The organism is Candidatus Nitrosopumilus sp. bin_32a, assembly GCF_054095935.1.
In genome coordinates this window covers 395,237-413,446 of sequence record NZ_JBSWSN010000005.1, presented here as the reverse complement: position 1 = coordinate 413,446, position 18,210 = coordinate 395,237, and the positions used below count along the sequence as shown (strand labels likewise).

Sequence of the window (18,210 nt, the reverse complement as noted above, 5' to 3'; positions counted from 1 at the left end):
AATGAACGTTTATCACTATCCTGCCCCAATCCATCCTTGGAAAATAACTCTCTCTTTGATCTTCTTTGGAATTGATTTTTTAAGTACATATTTTCCACGTTTGATTGATTTTGAATCTCTTGATCTGCTTACTGTGAGCTCTTCATCTGTACTTGAACCATGTTCTCCTTCGGCCAATCTATTTCTTAACAAAAATATTCCTGCTAAAACTAGTGTTAATGAAACAATGTCTATTACAGTAATTGCCTCTGAAAGTATAATTCCTGAAAATAACACCCCAAACACCGAAGTTGTAGAATACAACAGTACTGTTCTTACAGCTCCTATCATCTTTAGCCCTACTAAGAAAAACAAAGTTGACATCCCTGTCCCTAATATCGACATTACTAAGATTCCTGGTAATTGGACAATGTCTATGTTCATTGGAATTTGAAATAATACTATAATTGAAATTGCAATCGTTGCACAAACAAATGATACAATTTGTGTGACTCTTTTGACATCAAATCTGTCTCCTACATATTTGCACAATGTGATGTCTACTGCGTACAAAAACCCTGAAAATATTATTAATAAATCGCCGGTAACTACATTCCCTAAACTGAAATTATTTTGCAGTAAGTCATTTCCTATTGGTATTACCATCATTCCTATAACGATCATTGAAAATGGAATACATTCTTTGATGCGTAATTTCTCTTTAAACACTAGCATTGCAATGACTAATGCAAAAATTATTTCACTATTGCTAAAGATTGATGCATTTACTGCAGTTGATGTTGATAATCCGTAAAAGTATGTAATTAATGCTGATACTTCTGAAACTCCTATGAGTCCCATAAACATCCAATCTTTTTTTCCAAATTTGGAAATTGAATGTGATTTTTTTGTCAGCGGGGTAAAAAATATGCCGCAGATAAAATAAATCAAGAATGCCATTACAATTGGGTTGATCTCAATCGAATGTGGTGAATTTTCAAGCATGGGTTTTGAGATTACATGGATAAGTGCGGATAATGCGGCAGCTATTATTATGAAATAATACCCGCTCTTGAATTTTTTTAATGAGACATTCCTCGATAACATTTATTCCCATTTTTGGAAATGAGATTATCCCTTATAGGTAGATCCTAAATTTTCTGGGAATATTATGCGTAATTTTAGATCTCGTTACATCTCGTTTATTTTGACAATTTCAAAGGAAAATCCCTGCTTGTTATATTCTTCATTCACCACTCTATGACCTATTTCATTTAATATTGAATTCATTTGACCTATGATGAAAAATGGCCAATTTTTACCTAAATCATGTTGGATGATGATTTTGTTTCTCCCATTCACTTCAATCTCTCTGTATTGAACATTCATGCTTAGACATCTTTTTTTGAATAAATCTAGGATTGAATCTAAATCAACATACCCGTATAGATAATTTAATGAATTTTTCAAATCTGATGTTCCAGTCGTTTCTGCAATTTTTTCAATTTTGTCTTTAGTAATAGAATCTGATAATTCCCTGAATGTTGATCTGAACATTGGAATCCATCCCATCTGTGTAGTTAATTCATGCCAATTTACTTGTTTTTCTAAAAGATGATTGATTAGCGTATTTAGACTAATTTTTTGTTCTAAACATTTCTCATGAAGCTTACTGCTGAGATCTGAATCAATTCTGATTGATACATTATCTGTTTTTTTTAGAATTTGTTTTTCTTGTACGGTCAATTGACGCTCTCCGATACCGTCATTTGAATGATTGCCATTTTACCACTTTCTTATTTCCAAATCTGGTGATATGGATTAGTATGTTATTTTGGATACATACAGGATTGTACGAATCATTACAATGTATTCATTTGTGATCGATCAAACATGCTTGTCAAACAATTGATCGAAGTAAAGAAATTTTGATATAAAAAGAAATGTTTGTCACAAAAGTTTTGGCACACTGTTTATAATATAATGATTGTTCAAATTGATGTTGGAAAACGGTTTAGATAACTTACTTGTCCCATCTTTGAGAAAATCTATAGAAGAAAATTTGGGTAAGGAAACATTAAACAAAATTGAAGAAAGATTGATGGAACGACACGGTCTTGGTTTAGTCCAGGCAATTAAAAATTTCAATAAATTCGATAGTGTATTAAGAGAATTTTTTGGTGCAGGTGCTGATGGTTTGGAACAAAAATTCTTACAAAAGATTGTTGATATTGAATCTTCAAAACAATCTACATCTAATTGGATTTCAATTAAAGACCCTGAATTATCTAAAGTTTTCTTAGAATCATTTGCTGACCCGGATAAAAAATTAATACTAGATTCTGTGATGGATGAATCTTTAATCATTGCTAAAATATTGGAAACTTGTAATGTGCCTCAAACGTCTGGATACCGAAAAATCAATTTCTTGATCAATGGTGGATTGCTTGTCTCAAATGGATATGAGTTAGCTCATGATGGAAAGAAGGTTAAAAAATATGAAACCATATTTGACAATGTTAAAGTTGATATTGTAAAAAACAACATCTCAGTTAGAGTGCAACTCAAAAAGAGTTTGTTATCTGAAAGTTCAATTTTACAAACTGTTCAAATTTTTAATTAATGTTTTAAAAATTGTTTTTATTTGCTATTATTTGCTAAATTGTTTTCTTGTGTTTTACTAGGGCATACATTACTAACCAATAGCCTGCATACCAAAACATGTTAACTGGATGTAAAAGATCATATTCGCCAAACAATTCTAAGTTATAATACCATGTGTCTCCAATGGTGTTAAACAAAATTCCAATTACCAGTAAGAACCATGCTCTTCCAATAACGCCTTCTTTGAAAATAATGGCTCCTACTACTGCAAAACTTAATGTCAATGATGAAAAATATACAAAAATTGCACCGTAGTAAAAATCAAATTCAAAAACACCTACTTCAGCTTGAGTAATTGATACTGTTGAATATCCTGCTAGAACTACAATTGGCATAATAATTACCCATAACTTTACTTTGTTGTTGATTTTGGGTGTGAAGAATTTGATGTTTAGAATCAGATGTGTAAGTAATAGTGGATATTGTATGAAAAAGAAGACGTCTGCAATTGATGGGAATGGCTCAATATCGAAAATTATATCGTATATCGTATACGTAATTTCACCTAGAAATATTCCTAAATATCCTATTGCAAGTGCAATATATGATCTACCAAAAATTAATGATTTTCTATATCTGATGGCGATTGTAAATCCTATGGTTGAAACTATGAGTGGATTGAGAAATGAAAACACTGATGCAATTGAATCCGAATTTTCTTCAGATGTTCCAAAATTGATCAAAACGTGAAATGAAATTACAATTGCTGCAATAATGATAAATATTTTAAAATTATATCGACTATTGATCTTTTCAGGTACTACTTCTGGAATTTCATTTGGATCAATTTCTACATCTTTCATAAATTGAGATTTGTTTGTTATGATAAAATTCTTTCTGGGTTCAAATTATGCCGCCATGATGATGTTTTTTTAAACAAAAAGTGCAGATATACAATATTATAAAATATTGTATGGTTTGTATTCGCCCTGATTTTTCATTCTTGCGAATCTTTTGAGTACGAATTCTGCAGTTTCTCTTACATCTACACTTGGATCTTTTAGTGCTTCTTTAATCATATCTTCTACCTCGAATGCTCTCATTAATCCTAATGATTCGATAGACTCGTGTTTAGTTAGAACACTTTCACTGTGTAGTGCTGCATCAATAAGTACTGGAATTTTTGAACGCATATTTCTTGCTGCGATTTGAAATGATGCTTCATGTTTTACTACTCCATTATTATCATGTTTCATAACCCATTCGATGACGTCTGCTACTTTGTTGAACATTGGGTCTTCTTCAGTTTTGTTTTCTGCTAATTCTCCTATTAGCCACACTGCATCCCAACGTTTTGATTCATCATCTTCATTTTTCAATATTTGTTCACAAGCTTTGAATCTATCTTCCTCTGATAGTTCTCTCATTTTGCCTTCATCAAATACTTCTATTGCCATTTCCAAATCTGGGAATCAATACCTTTTAACGATTTCGAATTATTCAGGCTCGCTTTTTATGAAACTCTTATTTTTACACAATATTATGAATGTCTAAGATTTTGTTTTTCTAACAAAATTTTTGACATCAATTGTTTTGAGTGGTTTTGACACATCCCACAAAAATGAGCATAATGTGAAAATATTATCCACCATTTCGGAAGAATTTGTACAAAGTGAAAAATCTGAATCTGCATTTGAATTCTGAGATGATGCTGCAGAATCTGACATTATCATTTTCTTGTTTGTCTGAACTACCATTCTTCCCTTAGATGGCAGTTTCCCTATTCGTGTTTCAGTGGCATTGAATCTTTTAACAAATGGGGCTAATTTTGGATCAGTCATGTCTACCAGTAATCTTACTATGCCTCCATTCTTTTCACAAATGCTGATTTTTTCTGGAATTGTACTGTGATACATTCTTGATACATCATCTAGTGTTGTTGCAATGTATGTAATTCCAGTTGAATTTTCAATTAAATGAGCGATATCTGCATAGATGTTTTGACGCCCTTGAACCACTCTAAATGTTGGGACTGTGCTTATCTGGCTAGATGTGATTTCACTGTTGATTTTATCGATTATTGCTTCACCTGATTTTTTAATTTTGTTTACTTCGTCTTCCTTCTTTCCTAATGCAATTTTTAATGCATCATGAGGATCTGCTGCTATGCATAATTTAGGACTTGACAGTGTTGTTGAAATGATGTTCCTGCTTACTAGTTTGTCTACTGTTCTATACATTCTTGCTCTGTCAATATCCAATTCTTTTGCAAGTGCACTGGCAGTAATTGGTCCTGCTCTAAGCAAATTGAGATAAACTTTAGCTTCTAAATCATCGAGATCTAAAATCTCTTCTAGTTCTGATGCTATGCCTGTTATATGTTCTTGATAAGACATCATTTTATTTTCTCAACCTCTTTGCCCTAGGCTCATTTTGAGTGATTGCATTTAGTACTTTCGTACAATTCCTATGTCCTTCAAAATTTGTTATTTCCATTTTTGGTACTTTCTTAAAGATTGATGATCACTAAAGGGTGTGCTTGTATGGCATATTACAAACAAGCAAAAACCTGTATTTTTCAATTGATACAGTTTATCATGTTATTATTTTATCATGTTATGATTTATTTTATTTGCATATTGTACAATTAATTTAAAAAATGTCTTAATTATGATCTACATCGGGAGGTTAAATGCAATAACTGCAACCACAATCATGGCGACAACGTGTTTTGTGCCTGCTACATATGATCCGGCTCCAATCTTTCCTGCTGCAAGCCCTCCAAACAGTGCCTCAATAATTGCCATGTTAAACAATGCTGATTCCAATTTGTCAATCTCCATACTTGCAAGTGAACCAAACAACCCCTCTGTCCCACTTCCAGATGCGAGTAATCCGTCCTGAACTTTTTCAATTTCAGTAAAAAAACTGGTTGTCAGTAATACTGCGACTGCTAAAAACACAAAAAATGAAATGTAAATTGTGTATGTGTACGGGGCCAATGCTGATTTTCTACTTTTCTCGATATTTTGCATTTCAGATACGTGTTTTTGAATCATCTCTAGATTTTCTGAAACATCGCCACCAATCTTCATTGCCATTTCCAACAGTACTGTGACTCTTCTTGCTACTCTAGTTCCCGTTCTTTCTGCAAAATTCTCAAATGCATCCTCAATTGGAGTTCCCCAACTAATGTTCGCTCTGAGATTTTTTAATTCTGGAGTCAATGCACCCAAATTTCTCTCACCTGCTTGTTCTATGGCCTTGATCAGATTTGCACCGCTCTGCACTGAGCTTAACAATGCAAGTAGGAATACTGGAAGATTTCTATCAATGTTGTCCCTTCTTTGAACTTCTTTTAACTGGTGTATGGTCAATGGAATGATTCCCACCATGATTCCAAAGATTAATCCAACATCTCTAATTGTAGTGGAATCTGAATATTCTGAAAAAAAGAAACTCATTGAAAGAACACTAATTGATGCGATTAATGAATATGTAATTGTCCTTAGTATGTTGTTGCTTAATATTGATTTTGTTGGCTCTAGTGCCCTGAACTTTTTTCTAGTTTGTTTTGCATTCTCTTTTCGTTTCACTACTTCCATATCTTTTACCTCTTTGGCACCATTGTATCCATCATTACAAGCATCAGCACTCCACTAAGTGGGATTACTGCAAATGTTAGAATATTCATCAACGTTAACAAATCAAATCCTGCGAGACTTGGACTCATGATTCCCATGATTGATAACATGATTACTGCAAGTAATGGAAATACAATTAGTAAAATTGTATAAATTTCTGCAACGCTGCCTAGTGATTCGGTTGTTTTTTGCATTAGCATTTTCTTCTCCTCTAGCTGGACTTTAGCTGTTGCGTTAAAGTATTCTTTGAGGTCTCCTCCTGATGAAACTGTAACAATTGCCCCTTCTAACAATTCTGAATATGGCCCAGATGGTGTCCTATGAACCAAATCTTTGATTGCGGTGATCAAATCCATTCCTAAAATATCGATATTTCTTACGATAAATCTTGCATCTTTTACAATGTCTTCATCCGTGTCTTCTTTTGCTATTGCTTTGAAAATTCCTTCTAATGTTAGACCGCTTGTTGCCAGAGTTGACATGTATCCAATAAAATGAGGTATCTCTTCAACAAGTTTTGCTGATCTGTTCTTTACTCTGATTGCTGGGATCATTTGCAGTATTCCAAATGTCATTCCAAAGAGCAACAAACCACTTAGGAGCGGAAGAATCATTCCCATGCTTGCTGGCTGAATATTGATGAACTGAGATGCAATGACTCCCATGACAATACCTGCTACCCCTGCAATCATGCTAAAGAACACCATGCTTGAAACATAGACCTCAAATGGAATTGGCATCATTGCTTGCTTGATTGATTTATCCAATGATGTTAATTTTGGATGTAGGAATTTTACATGATCATTTAGAAGTTTATAGCTATACACGTGCAATTGACCTACGGATTCTTCTTGAATCTTCTTTTTTTGTTTACTTCCAACCAGTTTCAAATTTGCACCTCTAATCTTTTTCTTTCATAGTATCGTTCAGGATCTGCATAATAGTCCATGACATTTGCAGACACTTCTTTATGATCTCGAATGTCGTTTTTTACCATCCATTCTAATGCCAATCTTCTTTTTGTTAGTTCATAGTTTATTTTTTCTTCACTGTCCCCATCCCGTTCTTTGAGTTTTCTAAAAATCACACTATTCCCCATGTATTCATGAACATCTGTTTTGGGGTTCCATTTGAAAATCTCATGAGTTTTGATATTTCCTGTCGCTTCATCAATCCCGTCAATTTCTGAAACTTGAATGATCCTTCTTAGTGATTTATCACCCACTCTGATTTTTAACTGAAGTGTGATCAAATCCAGGCTGTTTGAAATTAGTGCCTTTGGCACATCCATTGGGGATGATGTCAATCTTGTCAATGTTGCATCCACAGAATCTGCGTGAATTGATGAAAATCCTCCGTGACCTGTAGCCATTGCCTGAAACAATGTGTATGCCTCTCTTCCTCTGGTTTCTCCAACAATGATGATGTCCGGTCTTTGTCTTAGGGCTGCTCTGAGAAGATCAAATTGGTTGATTTCTCCTACCTGTGTATCCGTGAAATTTTGCCTGGATACTGCAGGAATCCAGTTTTCATGAGGTAGGTTAAGCTCCTGGGTATCCTCTATGCTGACTACCTTCTCCCCTGGTCTGATGAATGTGGCTAGTGCGTTGAGTGCGGTAGTTTTGCCACTGGCAGTTCCTCCTGCAACAAGCATGGTTGACTTTTTTTCTGCCAAATACCACATGTATGCCGCAATGTCTATTGACATTGTTCCAAATTTTATCAAGTCGATAACTGTAATCGGATCTGCTCTAAACCTTCTGATTGTAAACGTGCTTCCCCTCTTTGTGATTTCATGGCCCAATGTTAGATTGATTCTACTTCCGTTTGGCAATGATGCGTCAATAATTGGGTCTGCCATTGAGACATGTTTTCCACAAACATATGCCATCTTTCTTGAAAAATTATTTAATTCCACGTCTGTCTCGTATATGATGTTGGTCGGCATTGATTCATGTTCTCTGTGCCAAATGTATATGGGGATATTTGTTCCATCACAACTGATCTCCTCTATCATGTGGTCCCGCATCAAAGGCTCTATTTTTCCAAGATATACAAAATCTCTTACTGCAAAATAATTTATTTTTGCAATGTTTCTTGGAGGAATTTTTAATCTGTATTTTTTAATCATTGAGGATATTTTCTTTTTTAGTCTTCTTTCTGCGTCTTTTTTTGATTTAATGTCATGTAGTGAAACTGTAAGTTCGGTCATCAAAAGTTTTTTAATTATTTCAAATGCCTTTTGATCTCTCTCTGAAAGGACTGGTTCTATGACCTGGTATCTTAATCCTCCCTTAGCTGTAGGATCTTTAATTATCCCCGCATGGATTTCATTGTTGTCCCAATCCAGTTTTGACAATGTCATGTATTTTGGAATTTTAAAGTCATCGTCTAATTCGTCTTCGACTGTTTTAACGGCGGTCTTTTTTGGTTTAAAATCTAGTTTGGTTACAGGTTGAAATTTTTGCAATGCTGATAAACTATCTTTAAAAATATTAAATTTCAATTTCAGTATCTATGCGTAACCTGTGTGTTTTAACGCATGTTCGTTCATTTGAACAACATTTTCTTTTTACTCTAAACGAGGTATAGAATATCACGATGATTCATGATATGTTCACATCATATGAGGCGATAGTCTGATGTTTAGACGAAAATCACCCCCAATCGATGTATCATTAGATGTAAAATCTGAGCACAAATTATCTGGTTTTAACAGCATATCCTCAATTTTTAAGGGAAATTCAGGCGAACAAATCGTAGAATCTGAATCTCTAATTGTTGAGGGGCCCACCTTATCGGAAAATGCTGATGTTATCGTGCCTTCTACTAGTAAGGCTGTGAAATTAATTCAAGAGGTACAAAAACTGAATGATAGGACAATCAAACCTTTTGTAGACTATAACGAAGGTTTACTGTTTTACCCAATTTTATCAAAAATAGGAGAAATGCAAGATAATGTTTCGTGTCTTGATGATCTTGTTTCTGATGGAATTTTGGAGAAAAAAGTATATGAAAAATTAATTGTTTGTCCTGTACACCCTGAAACTTTCTCATCTAGTATGCGTCTATACTGTCCGAAATGCCATTCTATGAGTGTTGAAAAGTTAAATCTGTTTGAACATAAGAAATGCGGCTATATCACTGAAAGCACTAATTTTGATTTTTCAGATCAAGATAATACAAATTGCCCTTCTTGTAAAAAACCTATCAAAAATTTTGAAAAAGAAGTACGCGTACCTGCAATGTGGTATCAATGTGATGATTGTGAAGAGAAATTTGATAATGCTGTAATCAAACTACATTGCAGAAAACATGAACATGATTTTGATACTAATTCTGGGCAATTCATCACTACATTTAGTTACAAATTAAAAAATTCAGAAATTTCAATTAATTCTGATACGAATCAAATCAAAGATGAATTGTTGAAATTATTGGAGGGGTTTAATTTTGATGGCAAACTCAATATTTCCATTAAGGGAAAAAGTGGAAACGTTCATGAAATTCCAATATATGCAAAAAGCAAAATTACTGGGGAATCAATTTTAATTTTTATTAGAAATCAACCCACTGGTGTTGATCAATCTGATATGAACTCTATACTTGTTCCAAAATTAGACATTGATCCAACCAATACATTGCTTGTTACCGTATCTGGAGTCAATGATGGGATGGAAAGTCTTGCCCAGCACTACGGGATTCACCTCATTTCTGAGCCTGATTTTTCACAAATTCTCTCCCGTGTAGAGGATTTTGTTTCTGAATGGTATTCGAAGAACGGTGGTAAAAAGTGAGATGTGGTTTCTCAAAATTACCTGTGAAAAACAGACGTGCTGTAAGCCAAATAATGGGCAGTATTGTGATTTTAGGAATTGTCAGTTCAGTCGGTTCTGTGATTCTATTTAATGGGATGAACAGTATCAGTGCATTCACTTATGATCTGTCCTTTCATGAAAAATCAAAAAACCAAATTCATCGTGAGGATATTATATTTGAACATGTGAGATTTGAGCCTAATACAGACAATATGACAATAGATTTGGCAAATATTGGAACGGTTGAATCTGTAATCACTAATGTAACCATACTAAAAATCGACACTCAGGAAATCATTGCAAATTGGGTTGACGTTGACGAATCTATCCAGGTTAAAGACAACCACAAAATTACTCTGGATCTTCTTGATGACTCTGAAATTATTCTTTCTACAGGAACTCAAATATGGAATGACCCGTATTATGTTGATTCTGAATACAAAATCTCTTTGACTACTGCTCGAGGAAATTTCATCACTACTGTGGCGAGCCCATTTAACACATAGAATAGGAATGAACTCAAAAATGGAATCCCTGAAAATTTTTCAAAACAAAAAAAATTCTAGACTAAAGAATAGACGCGGTGTTGCAGATATCATCAGTACCATGATGCTAATGGCAGTAACTGTAACTGGTGCTAGCACGTTAACATATTTTGTGAATGATGCTTTTGTAACTGGGAATCTGGGAACTGTATCTACGTTGGATTCGTCATCTTTGAATCTTTTACTTTTGGCATATGACACACGGGATTCATCATCACTCTTGAAATTATACGATGTCGATAATGAACATACTGTAAATCCATTTCTATGTGGTTCTACATGCAGCGTTACTCCTAATTCAATTCCTGAAAATGGTGGAACTGAATTCATTGTGTTGCAAATTCAAAATAACGGTCTTAATTCTGTATTTCTTGAAAAAGTTGGCATAAACAATGTGATTCATTTTTGGGATTCTTCAACAGCTGGCATCCAATTAGATGCATCTGTAAATTCCCCCCTTAGTGGAAAATATCCTGCAGATGGAATGTTTTCCATAATGCCTGTTGGTGCATCACCTGTTATTCAAAATAAAAGTATTCAAATCGAAAATGGTCAATCAGTAAACATCCTAGTTAAACTTGGGTCTGATGATTCTGACATTAATCTAAACAAAGGAATCCATGTTTCGTTTAATATTGGCCAACTCCATCTTGTAGAGTTCTTAATTGATAGTGGTGACGCGCGATAAACCGTAAAAAAACATCTTTTATGCCTAAAAATAGGCGTGGTTTGTCCTCTGTGGTTGGGGCATTATTCTTTACAGTTTTGATGATTGCAGGTTTCTCTGTTTTGAGTTTAGCTCTGGATGCACAGACTGACATCGTTACAACACAGAGGGCTGTCTCTGATATAGATATTAAAAAACAACAGGAACACTTTGGAATTTTAGTTTCTACTGATGAAAATAATTTTCTAAGCATAAATGTAGATAATCAAGGTCAGAACCCTGTAGAAATTTCAAGTATTTGGATTATGAACAAAACATTACCTGATCAACCTGTAAGCAGATATACTGTCAATTATGATGATGCGTTTATTCCATCTGGTTTCACATCAAACATACTTTCAACACAAACACTTGAAATGATTCCTGACGCATATGGGATTAAAGTTATTTCAACATTAGGTTCTATTCAAACAGATAATTTTGTTGTGGGTGGAAGTCCATCAACTAATGGATTGCGAGCTGAACTAATTACTGATCCCCCAGACGTGATTATTGGTCAAAATGTAACTATTGCGATGATTGTAACTAATACAGGCGATGGTGTAATTCAAAATGTTGAACCTGATCCTCTATCTGTTAGTGGAACTGGTTCAGTCATTGCTTTTACTTCTCATAGACCCGTATCAGTTGACTTGGACAGGGGTGAATCAGTTATGTTTTCCTGGGATTATCGAGTGACAGGAGATAGTGGAGATGATCTGAATTTCTCTGCTATTGCAAGAGGTGATTTTGTAGATCCTGATGATGTCTGGACTAATGTTGTTTCTGATACAAGTATTTTGAGATTGCCTACTGATGGTGGTGAAACTACTACTGAATTAATTGTTTTGACCCAAGATCTTTTGGCAAGACCTGAAATCTTTGTAATATTGCCTGTTCCATTTGGCGAATCCAATCAACAAGCTTTATGGGGTGTCAATGTTGTAAATCCAATTGAAAAAGATCTTGAAGTAAGTAAAATTGTGATTACTGCTACATCCACCAGATATACAGGTGGAGATGAAATTTTTACAGATAACAACGGTAATGCATGTTCTGCTCAACATGTTGACCCTACAATGGGGGGCACATGGAGCTGTCCTATCGCCAATCAATTGATGTGGAAAGATTTGGATAATCCTATTACTGTTCCTGGACTGTCCACTGTACCATTTTTAGCTCGAGTTGAGCCTGGTTTCATAGGTAGCAGTGGAACTTTCCTTGAAACTGTTCCTGTATCTGTAACTGTGTATACTACTTTAGGGCAATTTGGCAAATCTGGATATGGTACATCATTTCATGATGGTGATGCGGCAATACCTAATGTGTATTTAACAGATGTTCCAGGGTCTATTGCCAATGCAAATATTTTTTCAAATGCTACAGTGTCAAGTGGTGGCGTGCTTAAACTTAATGCCACATTAGCTGATTTTGATGCTGACATTAGTCAATACATCAAAGGAACTGATTCAAGATTAATAATCAATATTCCTAAAGGTTGGACAAATCCTTCTATTATCTCTGCACCTGGATTTACTATGGATCCTATTGCATCTTTTGGAGATGGGTCTTCACAAATTGTTGGCACTCTTAATTCGGATATTACTGGTGCATCAGATGCACAAACAATACAATTTCAAATTACTGCTCCTGATGTAACTTCAACACAGCTTTATGTGATGTACATTTTAGCTGATGGTGTTAGTACTACTGGAGGGGTAGAAGAAGCTGCTGTTGGATCGCTTGCAGAAGTAGTGTTAAAAGTACTTTCACCACCATAAAATTTTATATATTTTTTTAATTTATTTTAAAAATACTTTAACTAAAAACTTAGATTTTTTAAAACTAAAAAAATAAAAAATGTTGGGTATGTTACAATAATGGGTTAATCATAACATAGTTGACATTGTAGACTTGATCAGTAGCCATTCCTGGACATTGTAATAAGACTACGAGATTATCTGATGGGTTCATTATGGGGTCACCATTATGATCCTCTAGACTATCTGATGTACTGTTGTGTCTAATTATTCTATCCTGAGAACAATCTGGTTCCAGTGCGCCATCCATTATGTCTAATGATTCTTGTGCTACACTGAATAAGATAATTGTAGTTGTTGAAACTAGAGAAGAATCAACAATTGCAATATCCCCATTTTCAAAATTGACTATTTGTATACATGGATCTTTGTCAGCTGCATCAGCGAATTGGTCACAACTATCATTGTCCATAGGTGCATCAAGCTGTACTTTCATTGAGAAATTTCTAAATACAATTCCTCCTGAGCCGTCACCATTATCATCATTGTAGATTGTACATGAGACTGTTTTGTCTTTTTTAATCTTAAATGATTCATTGGTTGTATCTGGGCATTGTTCATCACCTGTGATTAGAACTTCAGTATATGTTCCTGTGACTGCTGATGCAATTGTTTGACTTAATGTGTAAGTTCCTTTTGGAATTTCTGCAACATGAATTGACGGATCAAGTAAATCTCGATCTAAGTTGGTTTCTATTCCTAATTCATCTGTAACTTTGTATGAAAAGTCTTCCAATGTTGCTTCTCCGCCATTATCCTTTGTCAATGTATTTCTAATCACAATGGTTCCTGTTTGTTCTGGTTCTGGTTCATCTCCACAAGTTAGAGGATCTGATGCTGAAATTGATGTTTTACCATTTTTCAAACCATCTGTTATCTCTAAGGCGTATCCATTATCCATGACTATTTGGCCTATGTACAATGACTGTGAACATGATGTGTGTATTTCCATTGAAGCAACTAATTCGTTATTTACTACTCGATAAATTGCAAAAACTGTGTTTGAATTTAGTTTATCTTTTCCAAAATTAGATGCTTGAATGTGGCGTTCTTCACCATTTAGCACACCTGCAATCTCATATAGCATTTTGTCTGGATTGTTGATGTCGTCTAATTTTTTGAAAATTTCGATTCTAAAATCATTATTGATTTCTGCACTTGGAGTAGAAAGGATGAACTTTAGTGTATCTGGTTTCTCACAATCACAAGGATCTTTTGGTTCATTATCACAATCATCATCGTGATTATTTCCATAATGCCCATTATCACAATCATCATGATCATCGTCATCATCATGATTGCCACCATATGTTGAGAAAGCATTTGGAGTAGATGTAACAAAACCACCAATAATCAATATTGATGCAATTACTGAAACTGTCAAAGTCGTCATTAATTTTGTCATTACAAATGAGCCCAAACCATTACTTTTACCCTCAATGTTGTGCAAAAAAAACAACATTTCAAACTGGTGTATTATTTGAACAAAGATCTCTTTAACATCTTTTTTAATTCTAAGAAATTCATAATGACAAAACTACAGTCAAAAATGACTTCAAGAAGAGCAGTTGCTCCAGTTATCGCAACACTTCTTTTGGTAGCAATCGCAGTTGTCGGTGGAAGTATCGTCTTTGTGTTCTCACAAGGATTTTTCAGTTCTGCTCAAATCAGCGGTTCACCAAACATTGAATCTCTAAAATTCACTGGCTATGATGCCTCAGATGGTATTACTCTAGAAAACCATGATGGTACTACATTTGCTGCAGCAAACACTGCAGGTAATGGTCTTGTAGTAGGTGAAAAAGTAGCAGTTTATGTACAAAGTAACAGTGTAGGTAAACTTACTCTAAGTGAAGTAAGAATTGGTGGTACTGTATACAACTATACTGCAACTAATCCTGCTCCACAGGGCGAATTCAATGTTCTTACCAGAGGTCCTGGCACCATATTGGGATCAACATCTGCAGAAGTTCAACCTGGTCAACAAGTAACAGTCATCGCCACACTTGATGAAAACATCAAGTCTGGAAGAGACACACAGTTCAAGTTAACAACTGCAAACGGTGCTGTCTTTGTTGGAACTGTTATTGCTGGTCAACAAAGTGGATAACTCCACCCTTTTTTCCTTTTTATGAAAAAAAATGGAGTAAAAAATGAAAATGGAGAAAAAAATGAAAACAAAAAAACCCCTTATCTTCTTACTTGCTTTATCTCTCTTATTTGGAGGGAATTCCCATTCTGCATCAGCACAAAATTTAGAAGCGTTATCTGATTATTCAATTAAACTTGCAATCTCACCATCTCATTTGGAAAGTGGAATTGCAGAACATCAGGCAGGATATCTTTTTGTTCTTAGTAAACACGGGGTTCCAATTACATCCTCATATGATGTACCTGTCAGTCTCAGTTCGGATGATTCATCAATTGCATCTGTCCCTAACAAAATAATCCTTAAAGCAAATAAGGAATTTGTTTCATTTCCAATAACTACAACTGAAAAATCTGGAACAACTACAATAACTGCAAATCTTAATGGAAAAATCACATTCCAAAAAATTAATGTGGGTACAGATGAAACTTATCTTCCAGATGATTTAGTTCTTGAATTGAATCTCCCTACAAATAAAATGCATGTGAACTCTGAAATGCCATTTTCAGTTTTTTTCAAAACTACTGACGGGGTGATTGTTAGAGCACCCACTGACATTAAAATAACCTTGGAATCTGATGGACTATTAGCGTCATCAGATTCTGGAACTTTGACAATATCTAAAGGCAGTTACTATGCATGGGGAATATTACATGCTCATGACAAGGTGGGAAGTACTTTCTTACGTGCAATTCATGAAGAATCTGGTCTGGATGTTGCGCAGAGCATTCAAATTTCATCTACTCTCCCTACATCGTTAAAATTATCGATATTTCCAAAATTAATTCCCGCAGAAATTGATAGATCTTTGAATATTTTTGTGAGTGTCGTTGATTCTGATGGGAATCCTACAAAAACACCTAATGATATTTTATTGGATTTTTTCTCAAGTGAGCAATATCCAATTGGTGAAAATTTAGATAAAATTAGTAAATCTGTAGATCCACCTATGATTAAAAAAGATCAGTTTGGATATTTACTTCAACAAAAGTATAGTTTACAGAATTTACTTGAAAATGACATCTTAATCGGAGTTAGTTCAGAAGGATATGGAACTGCGACTGATACGTTTCGCACAGTAGGTGAGTCTATTGAACTTGATCAAAGGCAACGTACAACTGATTATAATTTCGATGATAAAGATTACGATTCTACAGTAAATGTGATGGGTTTGGATAAAATTCCCAGTAATGCTACAGCATTTTTTACATATCAATTATCTATGATTGAGGATGATGATGATGATGATGGATTTAGGCCTGACGGAACTGAAATTGATATTCATCCTGAATGTTTTCAAGAATCTGATGAAGACCAATCTGATGATGAAGAAATTACTAATAATGTTGATTTAGCCCCTGAAGACATTATTTTGTATTCTATTGATTGTCTGGATGATGGTGAATTATATCCATTACAATCAAATGAAAATCAATACACTGATGGATTTGTACAAAAAATTAATGTGATTTCTAGTGATGAAAAATTAGCTGTAATTGAAAATGGTGGAAAAATTCTTAGTTCATATTCTACTGGAATTGCAAAAATCTCTACAGGTGATAATACAGGTTCTGTGACGATCTCTGCTTCTGTGAATGGTGTTGGAACTGGTTCGTTTACTACTGAAATTGTCAATACATTAGAACAGAAAGAAGTGAGGCTGTTCTCTCCTACTGGAAAGGATAACATCATATTTGATCGTGATGGGTTTTTTGATATATTTCTAGTGGCACTTGATGCAAAAGAGCGACCAAAAATAATGAAGGAAACTGGAAAATACTTGGTTACTCCTACTAATGGATTAGTTAAGATTGATAAAGATTCCACCTTCACTTTTACTCAGTTAAGAAGCGATTCCTTTGATATCTCTGAATCTGAGAAAAAAATTATCTTAACTGTAGAACCTATTGGTGAAAATGCTAATTTAAATTTAGAAGGTGAAACCTCTTTCTTTTCTCATCCAACTTCACAAATGCAAGTTTCTCTTCCATTAGAGAAAATTAATGCAGAACATAAACAAAATTTTGGAATAATTCAACTAGTTGATCTGCAAGGAAACCCTGTAATTCCAAAGTTTGATGTGAAATCTAAAATTACTTCCTCTAAGGATTCCATAGTTCAGATAATAGATGATGCCGTCATTCAAACTGGTTCATCATATGCTATATTTCCAATTAAAACAACTGGCTCTATAGGTGATGCACTAATCACTGCAAGTGCAAAGGGTGTTAATGGAACTTCACTCGCAATTAATACGGCTTCATCTCAATTACAATTAAAAATTTCCACAGGCGGGTTGGACAATGAAATTTCTGTAGATGACCCAGTTGAATTTAGATTGTTTGTGGATGATGAAAATGCTGAATCTGTATCTGGGGCCTCGATAAAAATATCTTCTAATTCTGAAGATGCTTTGATTACTCCAAATGTGGTTAGAACAGGCTCTGATGGCAGTGCAATTGTCAGTTTGACTGCATTGAAAGGCCCTGACATATCATTTGATATTATTGCAACAGCTGAGGGATATGCAGAAGGAAAAGATTCTTTCATAGTAAATGTTGATGCTCCAGAAAAGATGTTTGATTCGATAGATTTGGAATTGCCAGAGTGGATAATTTACATTGTAATAGGCGGAATTTTGATGGTGGGAGTAGTTGTCTTTATGTTCTTAAAAAAATCTAAAACCAATTTGGAAGAAGAATGGGAAGAAGAGGAAGAACTTTAATTTTCTTTGAGTCTTTTCTTATCTCTGCAAATTCCACAAAGATATTTTTTCATAAAATTTTCTAATTCAATTTTAAATTCTTTAGTTTGATAGTATGTTTCTCCTGTCTTTAACCCTCCTGGGACCTGTTTACCACAATCAGTGCAACGGATATTTGCATTAAATTTTATAATTTTTTCATTTTTTGATATTTTCCCTATGATCACGAGGATCTGTACCT

At 34.4% G+C, this 18,210-nt stretch carries 17 protein-coding genes; 7 read left to right on the top strand and 10 right to left on the bottom strand.

Annotated features, from left to right (window positions below; all coding sequences use genetic code 11):
- Window positions 1-15: 15 nt before the first annotated feature.
- Window positions 16-1,086 (bottom strand): DMT family transporter, encoded by a 1,071-nt coding sequence (locus tag ACW9XH_RS07385; protein ID WP_457759996.1) that lies wholly within the window; start codon window positions 1,084-1,086, stop codon window positions 16-18.
- An 84-nt stretch (window positions 1,087-1,170) separates the two neighbouring features.
- Window positions 1,171-1,725 (bottom strand): hypothetical protein, encoded by a 555-nt coding sequence (locus tag ACW9XH_RS07380; RefSeq protein WP_457759995.1) that lies wholly within the window; start codon window positions 1,723-1,725, stop codon window positions 1,171-1,173.
- A gap of 253 nt (window positions 1,726-1,978) precedes the next feature.
- Here ACW9XH_RS07380 and ACW9XH_RS07375 point away from each other — a divergent pair, with 253 nt between their 5' ends.
- Entirely contained in the window at window positions 1,979-2,602 is a 624-nt protein-coding gene (locus tag ACW9XH_RS07375; protein WP_457759994.1) for a transcriptional regulator, read from the top strand.
- Between the two features lie 34 nt (window positions 2,603-2,636).
- Here the strand turns inward: ACW9XH_RS07375 and ACW9XH_RS07370 are convergent, their stop codons facing one another.
- From ACW9XH_RS07370 to ACW9XH_RS07345, 6 genes are all read right to left on the bottom strand, one after another.
- A complete protein-coding gene (locus ACW9XH_RS07370; RefSeq protein WP_457759993.1) occupies window positions 2,637-3,446 on the bottom strand; it encodes a histidine kinase in 810 nt (269 codons plus the stop codon).
- A gap of 96 nt (window positions 3,447-3,542) precedes the next feature.
- Window positions 3,543-4,040 (bottom strand): HEAT repeat domain-containing protein, encoded by a 498-nt coding sequence (locus ACW9XH_RS07365; RefSeq protein WP_457759992.1) that lies wholly within the window; start codon window positions 4,038-4,040, stop codon window positions 3,543-3,545.
- A 93-nt stretch (window positions 4,041-4,133) separates the two neighbouring features.
- A complete protein-coding gene (locus ACW9XH_RS07360) occupies window positions 4,134-4,982 on the bottom strand; it encodes a TrmB family transcriptional regulator (RefSeq protein ID WP_457759991.1) in 849 nt (282 codons plus the stop codon).
- A gap of 276 nt (window positions 4,983-5,258) precedes the next feature.
- On the bottom strand, window positions 5,259-6,188 hold the full coding sequence (locus tag ACW9XH_RS07355; protein ID WP_457759990.1) for a type II secretion system F family protein: 930 nt from the start codon (window positions 6,186-6,188) through the stop codon (window positions 5,259-5,261).
- A gap of 5 nt (window positions 6,189-6,193) precedes the next feature.
- Complete coding sequence (locus ACW9XH_RS07350; RefSeq protein WP_457759989.1) at window positions 6,194-7,117, bottom strand: type II secretion system F family protein; 924 nt, start codon at window positions 7,115-7,117, stop codon at window positions 6,194-6,196.
- Window positions 7,114-8,697 carry a type II/IV secretion system ATPase subunit gene (locus ACW9XH_RS07345; protein WP_457759988.1) on the bottom strand — a complete coding sequence of 528 codons (1,584 nt, stop codon included), beginning with the start codon at window positions 8,695-8,697 and terminating at the stop codon, window positions 7,114-7,116. Before ACW9XH_RS07345 ends, ACW9XH_RS07350 begins: the two co-directional genes overlap by 4 nt.
- Before the next feature lie 172 nt (window positions 8,698-8,869).
- On the opposite strand from ACW9XH_RS07345, the gene ACW9XH_RS07340 reads away from it, so the two are divergent.
- The 4 genes from ACW9XH_RS07340 to ACW9XH_RS07325 are packed head-to-tail and all read left to right on the top strand — an operon-like array spanning window position 8,870 to window position 13,077.
- Complete coding sequence (locus ACW9XH_RS07340) at window positions 8,870-10,024, top strand: TackOD1 domain-containing metal-binding protein (protein WP_457759987.1); 1,155 nt, start codon at window positions 8,870-8,872, stop codon at window positions 10,022-10,024.
- A 53-nt stretch (window positions 10,025-10,077) separates the two neighbouring features.
- Window positions 10,078-10,551 carry a hypothetical protein gene (locus ACW9XH_RS07335; RefSeq protein WP_457760032.1) on the top strand — a complete coding sequence of 158 codons (474 nt, stop codon included), beginning with the start codon at window positions 10,078-10,080 and terminating at the stop codon, window positions 10,549-10,551.
- A gap of 19 nt (window positions 10,552-10,570) precedes the next feature.
- The gene (locus tag ACW9XH_RS07330) at window positions 10,571-11,278 is read left to right on the top strand and encodes a hypothetical protein (RefSeq protein ID WP_457759986.1); all 708 of its coding nucleotides are present in this window, start codon (window positions 10,571-10,573) and stop codon (window positions 11,276-11,278) included.
- Between the two features lie 50 nt (window positions 11,279-11,328).
- Window positions 11,329-13,077: a hypothetical protein gene (locus ACW9XH_RS07325; protein WP_457760031.1), complete on the top strand. Its 1,749-nt coding sequence runs from the start codon at window positions 11,329-11,331 to the stop codon at window positions 13,075-13,077.
- A gap of 91 nt (window positions 13,078-13,168) precedes the next feature.
- Here ACW9XH_RS07325 and ACW9XH_RS07320 read toward each other — a convergent pair whose 3' ends face one another.
- Window positions 13,169-14,566, bottom strand: a complete 1,398-nt coding sequence (locus ACW9XH_RS07320; protein WP_457759985.1) for a DUF7467 domain-containing protein — start codon at window positions 14,564-14,566, stop codon at window positions 13,169-13,171.
- Between the two features lie 78 nt (window positions 14,567-14,644).
- Between ACW9XH_RS07320 and ACW9XH_RS07315 the strand changes: the two genes are divergently transcribed.
- Entirely contained in the window at window positions 14,645-15,226 is a 582-nt protein-coding gene (locus tag ACW9XH_RS07315) for an archaellin/type IV pilin N-terminal domain-containing protein (RefSeq protein ID WP_457759984.1), read from the top strand.
- A 61-nt stretch (window positions 15,227-15,287) separates the two neighbouring features.
- Window positions 15,288-17,990, top strand: coding sequence for a hypothetical protein (locus tag ACW9XH_RS07310; RefSeq protein WP_457759983.1), 2,703 nt, complete (start codon window positions 15,288-15,290; stop codon window positions 17,988-17,990).
- Here the strand turns inward: ACW9XH_RS07310 and ACW9XH_RS07305 are convergent.
- Window positions 17,987-18,196 (bottom strand): hypothetical protein, encoded by a 210-nt coding sequence (locus ACW9XH_RS07305; protein ID WP_457759982.1) that lies wholly within the window; start codon window positions 18,194-18,196, stop codon window positions 17,987-17,989. The two genes, ACW9XH_RS07310 and ACW9XH_RS07305, sit on opposite strands and share 4 nt — an antisense overlap.
- Window positions 18,197-18,210 lie beyond the last annotated feature (14 nt).